Source organism: Microbulbifer mixtoriginis (SeqCode), from assembly GCF_052466765.1.
The window spans coordinates 3,739,858-3,755,284 of the sequence record NZ_CP174289.1 but is presented as its reverse complement, the minus strand read 5'-3'; the positions used below and the strand labels follow the sequence as shown (position 1 = coordinate 3,755,284).

Annotated in this window: 13 protein-coding genes; 4 read left to right on the top strand and 9 right to left on the bottom strand. The window is 51.1% G+C overall.

Annotated features, from left to right (window positions below; translation table 11 throughout):
- Window positions 1-77: 77 nt before the first annotated feature.
- The 4 genes from ACJJIV_RS16390 to yacG all read left to right on the top strand — a co-directional run bounded on the left by ACJJIV_RS16390 (window position 78) and on the right by yacG (window position 3,206).
- On the top strand, window positions 78-1,295 hold the full coding sequence (locus ACJJIV_RS16390; RefSeq protein ID WP_252082949.1) for a type II secretion system F family protein: 1,218 nt from the start codon (window positions 78-80) through the stop codon (window positions 1,293-1,295).
- Between the two features lie 12 nt (window positions 1,296-1,307).
- Window positions 1,308-2,186 carry a prepilin peptidase gene (locus tag ACJJIV_RS16385; protein WP_444889645.1) on the top strand — a complete coding sequence of 293 codons (879 nt, stop codon included), beginning with the start codon at window positions 1,308-1,310 and terminating at the stop codon, window positions 2,184-2,186.
- Window positions 2,187-2,320: 134 nt separating this feature from the next.
- On the top strand, window positions 2,321-2,917 hold the full coding sequence (coaE, locus tag ACJJIV_RS16380; RefSeq protein WP_444889644.1) for a dephospho-CoA kinase: 597 nt from the start codon (window positions 2,321-2,323) through the stop codon (window positions 2,915-2,917).
- 73 nt (window positions 2,918-2,990) lie between these two features.
- On the top strand, window positions 2,991-3,206 hold the full coding sequence (gene yacG, locus ACJJIV_RS16375) for a DNA gyrase inhibitor YacG (RefSeq protein WP_444889643.1): 216 nt from the start codon (window positions 2,991-2,993) through the stop codon (window positions 3,204-3,206).
- A 52-nt stretch (window positions 3,207-3,258) separates the two neighbouring features.
- On the opposite strand, the gene mutT is transcribed toward yacG, so the two are convergent.
- The 9 genes from mutT to murC form a co-directional block, all read right to left on the bottom strand.
- Window positions 3,259-3,657, bottom strand: a complete 399-nt coding sequence (mutT, locus tag ACJJIV_RS16370) for an 8-oxo-dGTP diphosphatase MutT (RefSeq protein WP_444889642.1) — start codon at window positions 3,655-3,657, stop codon at window positions 3,259-3,261.
- A 9-nt stretch (window positions 3,658-3,666) separates the two neighbouring features.
- Entirely contained in the window at window positions 3,667-4,869 is a 1,203-nt protein-coding gene (gene argJ, locus ACJJIV_RS16365; RefSeq protein WP_444889641.1) for a bifunctional glutamate N-acetyltransferase/amino-acid acetyltransferase ArgJ, read from the bottom strand.
- A gap of 216 nt (window positions 4,870-5,085) precedes the next feature.
- Window positions 5,086-7,830, bottom strand: a complete 2,745-nt coding sequence (gene secA / locus ACJJIV_RS16360) for a preprotein translocase subunit SecA (protein WP_444889640.1) — start codon at window positions 7,828-7,830, stop codon at window positions 5,086-5,088.
- A 162-nt stretch (window positions 7,831-7,992) separates the two neighbouring features.
- Window positions 7,993-8,928, bottom strand: coding sequence for a M23 family metallopeptidase (locus ACJJIV_RS16355; RefSeq protein WP_252082956.1), 936 nt, complete (start codon window positions 8,926-8,928; stop codon window positions 7,993-7,995).
- A 201-nt stretch (window positions 8,929-9,129) separates the two neighbouring features.
- Entirely contained in the window at window positions 9,130-10,041 is a 912-nt protein-coding gene (lpxC, locus tag ACJJIV_RS16350; protein ID WP_252082957.1) for a UDP-3-O-acyl-N-acetylglucosamine deacetylase, read from the bottom strand.
- 428 nt (window positions 10,042-10,469) lie between these two features.
- Window positions 10,470-11,729, bottom strand: coding sequence for a cell division protein FtsZ (ftsZ, locus tag ACJJIV_RS16345; protein WP_252082958.1), 1,260 nt, complete (start codon window positions 11,727-11,729; stop codon window positions 10,470-10,472).
- Window positions 11,730-11,817: 88 nt separating this feature from the next.
- Complete coding sequence (gene ftsA, locus ACJJIV_RS16340) at window positions 11,818-13,053, bottom strand: cell division protein FtsA (protein ID WP_444886942.1); 1,236 nt, start codon at window positions 13,051-13,053, stop codon at window positions 11,818-11,820.
- 112 nt (window positions 13,054-13,165) lie between these two features.
- The gene (locus ACJJIV_RS16335) at window positions 13,166-13,972 is read right to left on the bottom strand and encodes a cell division protein FtsQ/DivIB (RefSeq protein WP_444889639.1); all 807 of its coding nucleotides are present in this window, start codon (window positions 13,970-13,972) and stop codon (window positions 13,166-13,168) included.
- Between the two features lie 6 nt (window positions 13,973-13,978).
- The gene (gene murC / locus ACJJIV_RS16330) at window positions 13,979-15,421 is read right to left on the bottom strand and encodes a UDP-N-acetylmuramate--L-alanine ligase (protein WP_435583648.1); all 1,443 of its coding nucleotides are present in this window, start codon (window positions 15,419-15,421) and stop codon (window positions 13,979-13,981) included.
- Between the last annotated feature and the right edge of the window lie 6 nt (window positions 15,422-15,427).

The following is a 15,427-nucleotide window of genomic DNA, read 5'->3' as shown; positions in this document are numbered from 1 at the left end:
TGGAGCCCCCCAAAGTAAAATAGATACTAGGCATGGCGTCAGACCAGCCAACGAATGAAAGAATCAGGATAAAAAGTATGGCCAATGCCGCAGCAGTCGCATATATCTATAAAGGTGTAGATAGCAAAGGGGCTAAGGTTCAAGGTGAGATAAGCGGTACTAGCCCCGCACTAGTTAAGGCGCAACTGCGTAAGCAGGGTATTATAGCCAACCGTGTACAGAAAAAGCCCAAACCATTATTTGGTGGTGGCAAGAAGAAGGTAAAACCTGCAGATATCGCCCTATTTACTCGGCAGCTAGCCACAATGATGAAAGCAGGGGTGCCTCTTGTACAAAGCTTTGAGATCGTTGCCGATGGCTTAGACAACGAAGGGGTTAGGGAACTAATTTTAAAGATCCGTGACGATGTGGCCTCTGGTACCGCATTCGCTGATGCCCTTCGTAAGCACCCTCTCTTTTTTGATGATTTATTTTGCAACTTAGTCGCCTCAGGAGAGCAATCGGGCGCCTTAGAAGTGATGCTCGACCGCATCGCCACGTATAAGGAAAAGACCGAAGCCCTAAAAGCAAAAATTAAAAAAGCGATGACTTATCCGCTAGCGGTTATCGTCGTAGCAGTTATTGTTACCTCTATACTTCTTATCAAGGTCGTACCACAATTTGCAGATACTTTTGAAAGTTTCGGAGCAGAGCTCCCTGCATTTACCCAGTTTGTAGTTGGTATTTCTGAGTGGATGCAGGCTTATTGGTTCATTGCCTTAATTGGCACTACCCTTACAGTTGGCGGCATCCTCGAAGCAAAAAAGAGAAATAAAACAGTTGATCGTTTTTTTGGGAAGCTAGCTTTAAAGCTACCAATTATTGGCAAAATAACTTACAACTCTATTGCTGCTCGTTTTGCTCGAACTCTTTCTACAACCTTTGCAGCCGGTGTCCCCCTGATCGACGCATTGCGATCAGTAGCTGGGGCAACAGGCAATTATATTTATGAAGAGGCAACACTCAAAATTCGTGACTCTGTTGCTACAGGCATCCCACTAAATGCCGCTATGCGCCAGTCCGGACTATATCCTGTAATGCTTGTCCAAATGACATCCATCGGCGAAGAATCAGGAGCGCTAGATGAAATGCTGAGTAAGGCCGCCACTTTCTATGAAGAAGCAGTAGACAATGATGTAGATAACTTAACCACACTTCTTGAACCAATGATTATGTCTATCCTCGGGGTACTGGTCGGGGGGCTATTGATAGCCATGTACCTACCTATATTCCAAATGGGCCAAGTAATAAAATAAATAATTAAAAAGATGTTTGAGTATTTATCTTTATATCCAGCGCTACTTATTAGTAGTACCTTTATTTTAGGCTTACTTATAGGCAGCTTCCTCAATGTCGTTATCCTGCGTCTGCCTGTAATGATGGAGCGGGAATACAAACGGGATTTTTATAGCTATTTTGACTCAAAGCCTAACAAGGCCGAGCAAAAGGAGCTGAATAAACCGTTCAACCTGGTGTTGCCACACTCCCACTGCCCTAAATGCAAAACTGAAATTAAGCCCTGGCAAAATATTCCTGTCATCAGCTATCTATTTTTGCGCGGTAAATGTAGCTCCTGTGGCACGCCGATTTCCAAGCGCTACCCTTTAATTGAGTTGGCTACTGGAATTCTCACCGCAGTAGTGGTTTGGCAACTGGGCTTTACCTGGCAGGCGCTGGCGGGCTGCGTCTTTACTTGGGCCTTGGTCGCATTAACCGGTATCGACTTCGATAAGCAGTTATTACCAGACAGCATTACCCTGCCGTTACTCTGGGGCGGCTTACTAATAAACCTATGGGGTATTTTTGTTCCACTGCAAGATGCCGTTATTGGGGCTATCGCTGGCTATCTTTCTTTGTGGCTGGTGTTTCATATCTTTAAGTTGGTTACCGGCAAGGAAGGTATGGGAGCTGGGGACTTCAAGATACTCGCAGCTATCGGGGCCTGGTTTGGCTGGCAAATGCTGCCTCTGGTAATTCTGCTCTCTGCTGCAGTTGGTGCTATAGCGGGTATTTCCTGGAGCCTGGCGGTTGGCCGGGATCGCAGCCTACCAATCGCCTTTGGTCCTTATCTGGCCGGTGCCGGCTGGATTGCTATGCTGTGGGGTGAGCAGATTGTTACTTGGTACCTGAGTATTTCCGGCCTATAGGTAGCCAGCCATACCAGCTACTTTCAGGACCCGATTAGCCCATTTGAGGCAAGTGAATTACCATTAACCCGGCCACTCATTGGCCGGGTTTCTTGTTTTTAGCTCCAAACTTTTTATTACAGGGAGACAAGCCATTGTTTCGAGTAGGCTTAACTGGAGGTATCGGCAGTGGCAAGTCAGCCGCCGCGGGGTACTTTCGCGAGCTGGGCATTCACGTGGTGGATGCGGACTGGGCCGCAAGGGTAGTGGTACAACCTGGCAGACCTGCGTTGGAGCAGATAGCCCGTCACTTTGGCGCAAATGTATTACTAGAAAATGGTGAGTTGGATCGAGCGCAACTGCGTGTCTTGGTGTTTAATCATGATGAAGAGCGGGCCTGGCTGGAAAGACTACTACACCCTTTGATACGCGAAGAAATCATTACCTCGCTGGAACAAAGTTCTAGCCCTTACGCGATACTGGAGTCACCACTATTGATCGAATCCGGCCAATATCAGCTGGTAGATAGAATCTGCGTGGTGGATTTGCCGGAAAGCTTACAGCTGGAGAGGGCCAGTAGCAGGGATGAAAATCACCCAGAACAAATACGCAAAATTATGGCGGCGCAGCTTAACCGACAGGAACGCCTGGCCAAGGCTGATGATGTGCTGGACAATTCTATAGGATTGAAAGAGTTACGCAGCCAGGTACAAGCTTTGCATCAGAAATATTTGCAATTAGCGAAGTCTTAGCACGACTCTACTAATGTAAAATAATAGACCCTGAGACTACCCCAAACATCGAAGAAGCTGTACCAAACCTAATATGCCCAAGCCAAAAGAAGCCCCAAGCCTAAACTGCCCCACCTGTAAAAATCCGATAGAGTGGAGCGATAAGTTTCCCTTTAAACCTTTTTGCAGCGAGCGTTGCAAATTAATAGATCTTGGCGAGTGGGCCAGTGAGGGGCACAAAATACCGGGGGAATCTATTTACGACGACGTTTTAAGTGATGACCTGGACCCGAGCAAGCAGCGCCATTAAGCCACGCTTATGATGACAGCCTATGCACAAGCCCTGCATAGGCATGCTCAATTTATACTTCCGCGGTCTTGATGGCTGTAATAATCGCCTGGTTGGCATCGGGGAACTGGTATTGCTCCAATTCCTGCACCGCCACCCAGGCGGTCTCCTGCCCCTCACGCCCCTGAGCCTCACCGGAAAATGCCGTTACCTGCCAGGTGTCCAGCAATACGGTCTTTTCCACATACTCATGCTGGATTTCCATCAGAGGCTGCAGTTGCTCAACCTCAATTGCCACTTCCTCAAGCAGCTCACGAGTCAGAGCCTGCTGTACGGTTTCCCCAAGCTCCACCTTGCCACCAGGAAATTCCCAGCGCCCGCCCATATGCAAGTGATCGGGGCGGCGGGCAATTAAAATTTTGCCATCGCTGCGACGGACTACACCAACAGCAACATGAATAACACGGCTCACAACAACTCCTCAGGTGCGATATTCGGCGTTGATGGTGACATACTCGTGGGAGAAGTCACAGGTCCAGATATGCTCACTGGTGTTGCCACGGCCCAGCTCTATACGAATGGTGAATTCAGGCTGAGAAAACACCTGCTCGCCCAACTCTTCCCGATAGTCCACCGCGCGACCTCCGGCCTGTACTACCTGCACAGTATCCAAGTAAATATTAACCTTTTCAGTATCCAGATCATGAGTTATTGCATTGCCAACAGCCATCACTAAACGCCCCCAGTTGGGGTCTGAAGCGTAGAGTGCAGTCTTTACCAGAGGGGAATTACCTACTTCGAAAGCGACTTTAAGAGCTTCTTCACTACTCTCCGCACCTTCCACCTGAATCGTGACAAATTTGTTGGCCCCCTCACCATCCCGAACCACATCCTGGGCCAGCTCGATATGCACCTGGGTAATAGCTTCCATCAATGCGCTATAACCTTCATCAGCAGGGGAATGGATAGGCTTACCTTTTACTCCACTGGCAATGAGCACACAGGCATCATTGGTAGAGGTATCGCCATCTACACTAACGCGATTAAAGGAGGCATTTACGGCCTCCTTCACCATTTGATCCAGTAAAGGCTGGGCGATGCTGGCATCAGTGGCGACATAGGCCAGCATGGTCGCCATATTTGGCTGAATCATGCCGGATCCTTTGGCGATTCCCACTACTGCAATTTCTTCACTGCCAATTTTTAGGAGGCGCTGGGCTTTTTTCGGACGGGTATCCGTTGTCATAATGGCTTTTGCTGCCCGCTCCCATCCGCTTTCGATTAGCTCTGCAGCAGCAGTGGGGATAGCATCCAGTAAACGCTGCAAAGGCAGGTGCTCACCAATCACTCCAGTGCTGAATGGCAATACCTGCTCTGCTCGAACATTCATCGCTGCAGCCACTACTGAACAACAGGCCCTGACGTCGCTGAGACCACGCGCGCCTGTGGCTGCATTGGCGTTACCCGCATTAACCAGCAGGGCACGGATATTGCCCTGTGCGATATGCTCTTTGGCTACCAGTACCGGCGCCGCACAGAAGCTGTTCTGGGTGAAGGTGGCCGAGACCGATGCACCCTCAGCGACCGCTATTAACAACAGGTCATCACGGGACCAATCTTTGATCTTGGCTGGCACACTGGCAAGGCGAATCCCTTTTACGGGAGGAAGTAATGATTCAGGCATATCTGTTCGACTCTAGCACCAGCTTCGGCTCTATTAGTTAAAGCTAGCTGTAGGTAGAAAAGCGCCATTATTAGATCCTCCCTCTTTCGAATCAACAAATATCCGCACTTGATGCGGATCAAAATATAAATTCCGCAGAATATTTCCTTGTAAGACAAAAAAATACCCCACACAAAGCGGGGTATTTTCTAACTTAGGCACTAAAGTCTGAAGGCCTTAGCTCTGGGTAGAGGAAGCCAGCTTACCGTGGCACTGCTTGTATTTCTTGCCAGAACCGCAGGGGCATGGGTCATTACGGCCAACCTTGGGACCGCGGCGCTCTGGCACAGGTGCCGCCTGCTGCTGCGGCTGACTTTCAGGAAGCGCGGAGGCCTCGGCATGCTGGAGCTCCAGCTGCTGCTTACGCTGCTCTTCCAGGCGACGCTGCTCCAGCTCGTCCATTTGCTCGCGGGTCATTGGTTCCACATGGGCCAGGATACGTACCACCTCGTGCTTGAGGTTTTCCAGCATACTTTGGAAAAGGTGGAAAGACTCGCGTTTAAACTCCTGCTTGGGGTTCTTGTTGGCATAGGCACGCAAACCAATACCCGCTCGCAGGTGGTCCATGCTGGAGAGGTGCTCCTTCCATAGCTGATCCAGCACTTGCAGCATGATCTGGCGTTCCACTGTCGGCATCAGATTGGCATCGCCAGAAGATTCACTGATGCGCTCCACCTTGGTGGCGTAAGCAGCTTGAGCTTCGGCAACAACCTTCTCGCGCAGCGTCTCCTCGTGCAGATTGCGGTCTTCATCCAACCATTTCTGAATAGGCAGCTCAATGCCCAGTTCACCGGCCAATTGCTGTTCCAGTGCCGGGATATCCCACTGCTCCTCAACACTCTGTGGCGGTACAGAAGCTGAGATAATTTCATTCACAACATCTTCGCGAATAGCGTTGATGGTATCGCTGATCTGACCGGCCTCCAGCAGCTCATTACGCTGACTGTAAATCACCTGGCGCTGATCATTGGCCACATCATCATATTCCAGCAACTGCTTGCGAATATCGAAGTTGCGCCCTTCAACGCGACGCTGGGCTTTTTCAATCGCATTGGAGACCATGCGGTGCTCAATAGCCTCGCCGCGCTCCATTCCCAACATCTGCATAAAGTTCTTCACCCGGTCGGAGGCGAAGATACGCATCAGATTATCTTCCAGAGACAAGTAGAAGCGGGTTACACCGGGGTCACCCTGACGCCCGGCACGGCCGCGCAGCTGGTTGTCGATACGACGCGACTCGTGACGTTCGGTGCCGATAATATGTAAGCCGCCAGCCTCGATCACCTGCTCGTGGCGCTTCTTCCACTGCTCCTTCACCTTGGCCACTTCGGCCTCACTCAAGTCACTACCTTTCTCCTGAGTGAGCGCCTCGGCCTCAGCCTCCCAGTTACCACCCAGCACGATATCAGTACCGCGACCGGCCATATTGGTTGCAATGGTGACAGTACCGGGACGGCCAGCCTGAGCAATTATTTGTGCTTCACGCTCATGATATTTGGCGTTTAGTACCTGATGCTTGATGCCCGCCTTTTGCAGCATGCGTGACATCTCTTCAGAAGTCTCGATAGAGGCGGTACCTACGAGGATCGGTGCCTGCTTATCACGGCAGAACTTAATATCCTCGATAATGGCGTCCATTTTTTCTTCTTTACTCAGGTAGACCAGGTCGTTGAGGTCATCCCGTTGAATATTCTTATTAGTGGGGATTACTACCACATCCAGACCATAAATCTGCTGGAATTCAAACGCCTCAGTGTCTGCGGTACCTGTCATACCAGAGAGCTTTGGATAGAAACGGAATAAATTCTGGAAGGTAGTGGAGGCTAGCGTCTGACTTTCAGACTGGATCTGAACATTCTCCTTGGCTTCCAGCGCCTGATGCAAACCCTCGGAGAGACGACGGCCCGGCATAGTACGGCCGGTGTGCTCATCAATCAGGACAACCTGACCGTTTTGCACGATATAGTCCACGTCCCGGTTAAACAGTACCTGGGCACGCAATGCGGCATGCACATGGTGCAGCAGGCCCAGGTTACCAGGGGCGTAGAGAGATTGATCTTCTTTCATCAAGCCGCTGCGAGACAGCAGCTCTTCCACCAACTGATGCCCCTGCTCGGTCAGCTCTACCTGGCGGGTCTTCTCATCTACGGTGTAGTGTCCCTCACCACCTTCTTCGGCACGTTCCAGCTGTGGAATCAGCTTATTCATGGCCAAGTAAAGGTGAGAGGAATCTTCCGCCGCACCAGAAATAATCAACGGGGTACGTGCCTCATCGATAAGGATTGAGTCCACCTCATCCACGATGGCAAAGTTTTGTGGGCGCTGGGTACGATCTTCCTTGCGTAACACCATATTGTCACGCAGATAATCGAAGCCAAATTCGTTATTGGTGCCGTAAGTAATATCGGCCTGATAGGCGGCCTTTTTCTCGTCCGGGTGCTGCTGGGAGACAATCACTCCAACAGTCAGGCCGAGAAATTCATAGACTGGGCGCATCCAATTGGCGTCGCGGGATGCCAAGTAATCGTTGACCGTAACAATATGTACGCCCTTGCCTTCGAGCGCGTTCAAATAAGCCGGTAAGGTCGCTACCAGAGTCTTACCTTCACCGGTACGCATTTCCGCGATACGACCTTCATGTAGCGTCATACCGCCGATTAGCTGTACATCGAAGTGACGCATGCCCATTGTGCGCCGACCCGCTTCACGCACTGCAGCGAAAGCTTCCGGCAGCAGCTGGTCTAGAGTTTCCCCATCTGCAATACGCTTTTTAAACTCTTCTGTTTTGGCACGAAGAGCTGCATCATCCAGCTTCTGGAAATCCTCTTCCAGCGCGTTGACTTTTTCCACGACGCGTCGCATGCGCTTCAGCTCGCGGTCATTTTTTGTACCAAAGACCGATTTAATCAGTTTGCCAATCATTATCTAGAAACCACTTATCTTATGTGCGCTATCGGCGCTAATGCTGGGCAGATATTGCACCGATACTCCTTTATGCGAGGGGTGCAAGTAAACAGGAAGGCGTAAGCGCTGGCAACTCTTATGCCAAGCTGCCAGCAATTACGCGTAAAGGAAGGATAGTTGTTATCTGCCTGTACGGCGGATATAGCTGGCCGGGTCGACCGTGCGATTGTTCTTAAAGATCTCAAAGTGTACATGGGGACCAGTGGAGCGCCCACTGGACCCCATTTGGGCAATCACCTGCCCTTTCTTAACTACATCACCGAGCCCAACATTGAGCTCACTGTTATGGCCGTAGCGGGTGGAATAACCATTACCATGATTGATTTCCACCATATGTCCGTAGCCGTGACGCTCATCAGCCCAGGTAACAACACCGGCGGCTACAGATACTACGTCTGACCCCATCTTACCGGCAAAGTCCACACCTTTATGCCAAGTGCGGCGCCCTGTGAAAGGGTCGGTGCGATAACCATAGCGCGAGGACATCCAGCCTTTGGTGATCGGACGCCCGGCAATAAATTGCTCATCCTCGAGCTGCAGGTTTGCCATCAGGGACTCGAGCGTATTGAGCTGCATTTGGCGATCATCTACTTTGTGAGACAAGTCACCAATCACTTCGAGAAACTCGGGGGGTTGATAGGGTAAATCTGAAGCTCCGGCGATGCCGGGATCTTCCGGACCACCCACTGCAGGCACAGCGCTAAATTCAAACTCGCCCTGATCGAGATTGGCCGCTGCGGTTAGGCGCTCACCCACAGCATCCAATCGGGTAAGGCGCGCCTGCAATTCAGCCAGTTTTACCGTGAGCGCAGCAAGTTGCTCGTGAGCCTCGCGATCGGCCTCCTCAATTTCCTGCTGCTGCTTACGTAAAGCGCGCTCCCAAGCCTTGGCTGTACGCGCATCAAATAAATCCGTTTTGGTCACGGGAAGATTGGCACCCAGGAAGAAGGCACCAACCGGGAGGCCCAAGAGGCACAAGCTCAATAGCGCCTTGCTCAGCCCACCAAAGTTGAAGCTGCGGGTTGCACCGCGCTCATTGACCAGAATTACTTTCATAACAAGCAGGAGAAGTCCGATATCTTGTAATTTTGCTGTCTCTGTAAGTGAGACGAGGCTCCAGTGCAATACCTCACACTAAAAGACCGGTCATCCAAATACTGAAAGGGAAACAAGGTTACCAGAATTACCCCAACCCTCTCTGGCGAATCTGTCACGTAAAAAAGCCGGCAATATAATGCCGGCTTTTTTATTGAGAGTTTAAACTGCCAGTATTGGCTTAACGTAGGAGATTGGAGCTTCTTGCTCTCCCTCAAATGTCACCATCTCCCATGCGTCCTTTTGGGTCATCAAATGACGCAGAGACTTATTGTTCAAGGAGTGGCCGGATTTAAAGGCTTTAAACTCACCGATCAGGCTGGTACCCAGAAGATAAAGGTCGCCAATGGCATCGAGAATTTTATGTTTCACAAATTCGTCTTCGTAACGCAATCCACCTTCATTCAGAATGCGATACTGGTCAATCACGATGGCGTTATCCACAGAACCACCCTGAACCAAACCCTTAGAGCGCAGGTACTCAATTTCGTGCATAAATCCAAATGTACGCGCACGACTCACCTCTTTCACAAAAGAAGTACTAGAGAAGTCTACGGAAGAGGTTAGGTTACGCCCCTGGAATACCGGGTGGTCAAAGTCGATGGTAAAGGAGACCTTGAAACCATTGAAAGGCAGGAAGCTGGCTACTTTATCGCCCTCTTCCACGGTAATCGGCTTCTTAATACGCAGGAATTTCTTCGGCGCAGATTGCTCCTGAATACCAGCGGACTGGATCAGGAACACAAAAGGACCGGCACTGCCGTCCATAATCGGTACTTCCTGGGCGGACAGTTCGACAATCGCATTATCGATACCCAGGCCCGCCATCGCTGAGAGCAAATGCTCCACGGTAGCGATACGAACATCACCCTTGACCAGGGTAGTGGAAAGTAGCGTATCGCCCACATTCTCTGCGCGGGCTTCAATTTCGACCACCGGGTCCAAGTCCGTTCGACGGAACACGATGCCGGTGTCTACGGGAGCCGGCTTCAAGGTCAGGATGACCTTTTTGCCAGTGTGCAGACCTACGCCAGTGGCGCGAATAGCATTTTTAAGCGTGCGCTGTTTGATCATGAAACTATCTTTTCCCAGTCGGTGGTCTACGCAAAACGCGCAGCAAGCCGCCGATATTAGCACAATTGCGACGCCAATACCAATTGTGGGCGTGTGGTCAACTTAACACACCGCCACCGTCCTTCTAAGGATAGTTTAAATAAAGATTGGAGCGCCACATCTCAGTCGCTGAGACAGCATTTTAAGACCATGAGCGCCGGGATCACTGTAAAAAATTGTTAATTAAACTCTTACTTGCCTATTTCCTTACCCCTCATAGCTGAGAGTAACTCTGATAGCAGGTCTTATGGAACTGGGCAAACTTCTGATTTAGCAATACCAAAAGTGATATCAAATACAAAATTCTGCGATAAGCCGCCCCGCAGAGGCGACACCCAACAATAAGCTGGGTGGACATGAGCGGTGTACTGCCTCTGCGGCGGCTACTCTCAGTCTGCCTGGCGGCGCAGGAAGGCCGGAATATCCAAATATTCCATATCGGCATCAGCAGAGCTGAGCGACGGAGCGGGGCGCTTGGGGCGCTCTACATCCACCCGAGGACGGGTGTCGGCCGCACTCTCACGAGAGACTAGCCCTGCAGCACCGTGGCTTTCACGCATATCGCGCATATCCCGGCTCTCACGCATGTCTCGAGTCTCGCGAACATCGCGGGATTCACGCACTTCTGGACGACGTGTGTTATCTACCACCTTAGCCGGGCGAGCCGCAGGAGTTCCCTCACCCAGGCCAGCGGCTACTACAGTCACCCGCATTTCATCACCCAGCTTGTCATCCACCGCCGTACCAATAACCACTGTGGCCTCATCAGAGGCGATCTCTTGCACGATCTCACCCACTTCGGAGTATTCACCCAGGGTCAACTCCTGACAGCCAGCTTCTTCACTGCCGGTAATAATGTTGACCAAAATACCGCGTGCACCAGCAAGGTTAACGTTATCCAACAGCGGACTGCGTACAGCCTTCTCCGCCGCTTCACGAGCGCGATTCTCGCCAATGGCAGAGCCGGAGCCCATCATCGCCATACCCATTTCAGACATCACCGTGCGTACATCGGCGAAGTCCACATTCATAATGCCGGGGCGGATCATCAGATCGGCAATACCCTGCACCGCTCCGAGTAACACGTTGTCAGCCTCTTTATAGGCAGACTTCATGGTGATTTTGCTACCCAATACTTCCAGCAGGCGATCGTTAGGGATAGTAATCAGGGAGTCCACTTTGTCGCGCAGTTCGAGAATACCCTCTTCGGCTACGACAGTGCGCTTGCGGCCTTCAATTTTGAACGGGCGAGTAACAACAGCCACGGTGAGAATGCCGAGCTCTTTGGCAATCTCGGCTACAATCGGCGCTCCACCGGTACCAGTGCCGCCCCCCATGCCAGCGGTAATAAACACCATATCAGCACCGCCCAAGACTTCAGCGATGCGATCGCGGTCTTCCAGAGCGGACTGGCGACCGATATCGGGATTGGCCCCAGCACCTAGTCCACGGGTAATCGTATTACCAAGCTGTAGGATAGTTTGCGCTTCAATATCTTTCAGCGCCTGAGCGTCAGTGTTCGCGCAGATAAAGTCTACGCCCTCCACGTCGCTGGCAATCATATGCTTAACAGCATTGCCACCGCCGCCGCCGACTCCTATTACCTTGATGACAGGTTTATCCTGTACGCTATCAACTAGCTCGAACATCGCTGTTCCCCTTTCTTGCTCATGTCGAATTTTACAGCCACGCCTAAAAAAAATCCCTTATGGGACGGCTAATTCTGGTTGCATGCTATTACAAATTTCCACGAAACCAGTGCTTTACTTTGTCCCACCACTGATTATCGTTACGCACGGGCTGAGTTTTTCCCTCTGCAGCCTCTTCTTGCTGCATTGCGTACATCAATAATCCAACTCCGGTGGAGTAAATTGGATTGCTCACGATATCGCTCAATCCAGAAATTCCTTGAGGTACTGCGAGACGTACCGGCATATGGAAAATTTCCTCAGCCAGCTCTACCGCACCCTCCATTTTTGAAGAGCCTCCTGTTAAAACCACTCCTGCTGCGCACAGATCTTCAAATCCACTGCGGCGCAATTCCGCCTGCACCAGAGTAAACAGCTCGTCATAGCGCGGCTCTACTACTTCAGCCAGGGCCTGACGGGACAAATCCCGGGGCTCCCGATCTCCGACACTCGGTACTTTTATGGTTTCACCTTCCCGCGCAAGTTTTGCCAGAGCACAGGCATATTTTATTTTTAAATCTTCGGCATGCGGTGTCGGGGTACGCAATGCCATTGCAATATCGTTAGTCACCTGATCCCCGGCGATGGGAATCACTCCAGTATGGCGAATTGAGCCACCGGTAAAAACGGCAATATCGGTGGTGCCCCCACCGATATCCACCATACATACTCCGAGTTCTTTCTCATCTTCAGTCAGTACCGCGTAACTGGAAGCCAGCTGTTCGAGAATCACATCCTCCACTTCAAGACCACAGCGACGGATACACTTCTCAATATTTTGTGCCGCATTGACGGCACCACTGACTAAATGCACCTTTGCTTCGAGGCGCACACCTGACATCCCCAGAGGCTCTTTTACCCCCTCCTGGTTGTCGATCAGGTATTCTTGCGGCAGCGTATGTAAAATTTTCTGATCCGCGGGTATAGCAACTGCACGAGCCGCATCAATTACCCGATCCAAATCCTGTTGGGTTACTTCACGATCTTTAATAGCCACAATGCCGTGAGAATTGAGACTGCGAATATGGCTGCCTGCAATGCCGGCATAAACGGAGTGAATTTCACACCCCGCCATGAGTTCTGCTTCCTCCACGGCACGCTGAATAGATTGCACGGTGGATTCAATATTTACCACCACACCTTTTTTCATCCCGGTGGAGCGATGGGAGCCAATACCAACAATATTAAGCTCCCCGTTAGCAGATACCTCACCAACGATGGCAACCACCTTGGAGGTGCCGATATCCAGCCCAACAATCATGCGCTGATCGGATACTTGTGTCATTTTTGTGCCAACCTCGCTAGGCCATACCCCGGCTTTCCTTTCATTATCAACCGGATCAGCGCCTTCGCTTTTAAACTTTATCTTTCCACAGCGGCTACTGCCGCGTCCCTGTTTACTCTTGCTCGTTCTTCCACTGAACCGCTACCGCGTTACCGTAACGAGTATCTACCTCGGCTACTTTTTGTAAATAAGGAGCAAGTAACCCGCGACTCAAAGTGAGAAAGCGGTTAACACGCTCCAGCAGTGCCTCATGACCGAGTTTTAATTCAATTCCCGACATCAACTCCAGATGCCAGCCACTAAGGTCATCAAATGACAAGCGCCTCACTTCCATATCCCGCGTAGTCAAAAGCCCTGCAAGCGCTTGGTATTGGGACATAATTTGCCCAACCAACTCTTCATCCCCGGCGAGCTCGGGCAGTGTACCCACCTGCATTTGTTTCGGCCGTGGCAGCAGTGCACCACTGGCAACCAACAAACGATCACGGCCCCAGATGGCAAGTGGCTGCGCCTCGCTGACTTCAACAACAACGCCTTTGGGCCAGCGACGACTTATGGAAACCTTGGTAATCCACGATTTCTCCAGCAATGCTGCGCGCATCGCGCGGATATCAACAGAAAAAAAACCCGCTTGCAAATACGGCAGTAAAATTTCTTTAATCTGCTCTTCAGTTACAGCATTAAAGGTTCCGCGAACCTCAACTTGCTCCAGTGCATCAACTCGACTGAGCTGAATCGCCGGTAGGTGCTGCCACAACCAGTAGCCCCCACTAAGCAGCCCACCAAGCAAGAACATAAAGACACTGGTAAATAACCAGGGGCGCCAGTGGAATCCCCGCTTCTCTCTCTCTTTGAGAGGGCTGGCACCACGAACCGGGGCCCGGGGAGTCCCTGTATTTTTTTTTTGTGCAGACCTCACTACCACTCAAGCCTCGAGGTCTTTCTCACCCAGGCGCCATTCCGCCAACCTCTGTGAAAGAGCCCCAACATTACCCGCGCCCTGAGTCAGAACCACATCGCCGGGTTCCAGTAGATCAGCCAGGATCGGGGGAACCTGATCAACGGTTTCGACAAAAATGGGATCGACCTGGCCTCGATTGCGCAGGCTACGAGCCAAAGTCCGCCCATCCGCGCCGGCTATCGGTGCCTCCCCAGCACTGTAAACATCCAGCAAAATTAATTTGTCCACCTCGGACAGCACCTGAACAAAATCCTCAAACAGATCGCGGGTTCGGGTATAGCGATGCGGTTGGTAAACCATCACTAAGCGCCGATCGGACCAGCCGTCGCGTACAGTCCTGATGGTTGCTGCCACTTCCCTTGGGTGGTGGCCATAATCGTCCACCAGCATCACTTTTTCTGCGTTACTGTCGTCACTAATAGAGAAATCTCCATAAATTTGGAAGCGACGACCGACTCCTTGGAAACCTTGCAATCCCTTTTGAATAGCTTCATCACCGATACCCTCATCGGTAGCGACAGCAATTGCCGCAGTAGCATTCAATACATTATGGATACCAGGAGTATTTACCGAGACCTCAAGCAGATCACCCGCCGGGCGCTGCACTTTAAAATGGCTTCGCAACGGCTCCTGTTTAACCTCGACAATGCGGAAATCATTGCCCTCAGCAAACCCATAAGTCAGCACCGGCCGGGAAAACTTGGGAATTACCTCCTGCACATTGGCATCATCGCCACAGACCACAGCAAGGCCATAAAAAGGCAGGTTATGGACAAAATCAATAAAGATCTGTTTGACCTTTTCAAAGTCCCCACCATAGGTTTCCATATGGTCCGCATCAATATTCGTGATCACCGTCACCATTGGTTGCAGGTGAATAAAAGATGCATCACTTTCATCTGCCTCGGCGATTAGATAACGACTTTCGCCCAATGCCGCATTGGCACCTGCCGAATTGACCAAACCGCCAATCACAAACGTCGGATCTTTTTTATCCGCAGCAAAAATCGAGGCTATCAGGCTGGTAGTTGTAGTCTTTCCGTGTGTACCCGCCACGGCAATACCGTAGCGATAACGCATCAGTTCCCCGAGCATTTCCGCACGGCGCACCACCGGAATTCGGTTTTCGTGGGCGGCGACCAACTCTGGATTGTCGTCATGCACGGCCGAAGAGTTAACAACCACATCGACACCGCGGATATTTTCCGAACTGTGTCCAATTTCAACCCTAACACCGAGCTTTTGCAGGCGGTCTGTTACAGCTGATTCGCGCAAATCGGAACCAGAAACCTCGTAACCCTGATTCTGTAGCACTTCAGCAATGCCGCTCATGCCTGCACCACCCACACCGATAAAGTGGATGCGACGAATGCGGCGCATCGTCGGTACAGCATAACTTTTTTCCATATTGGC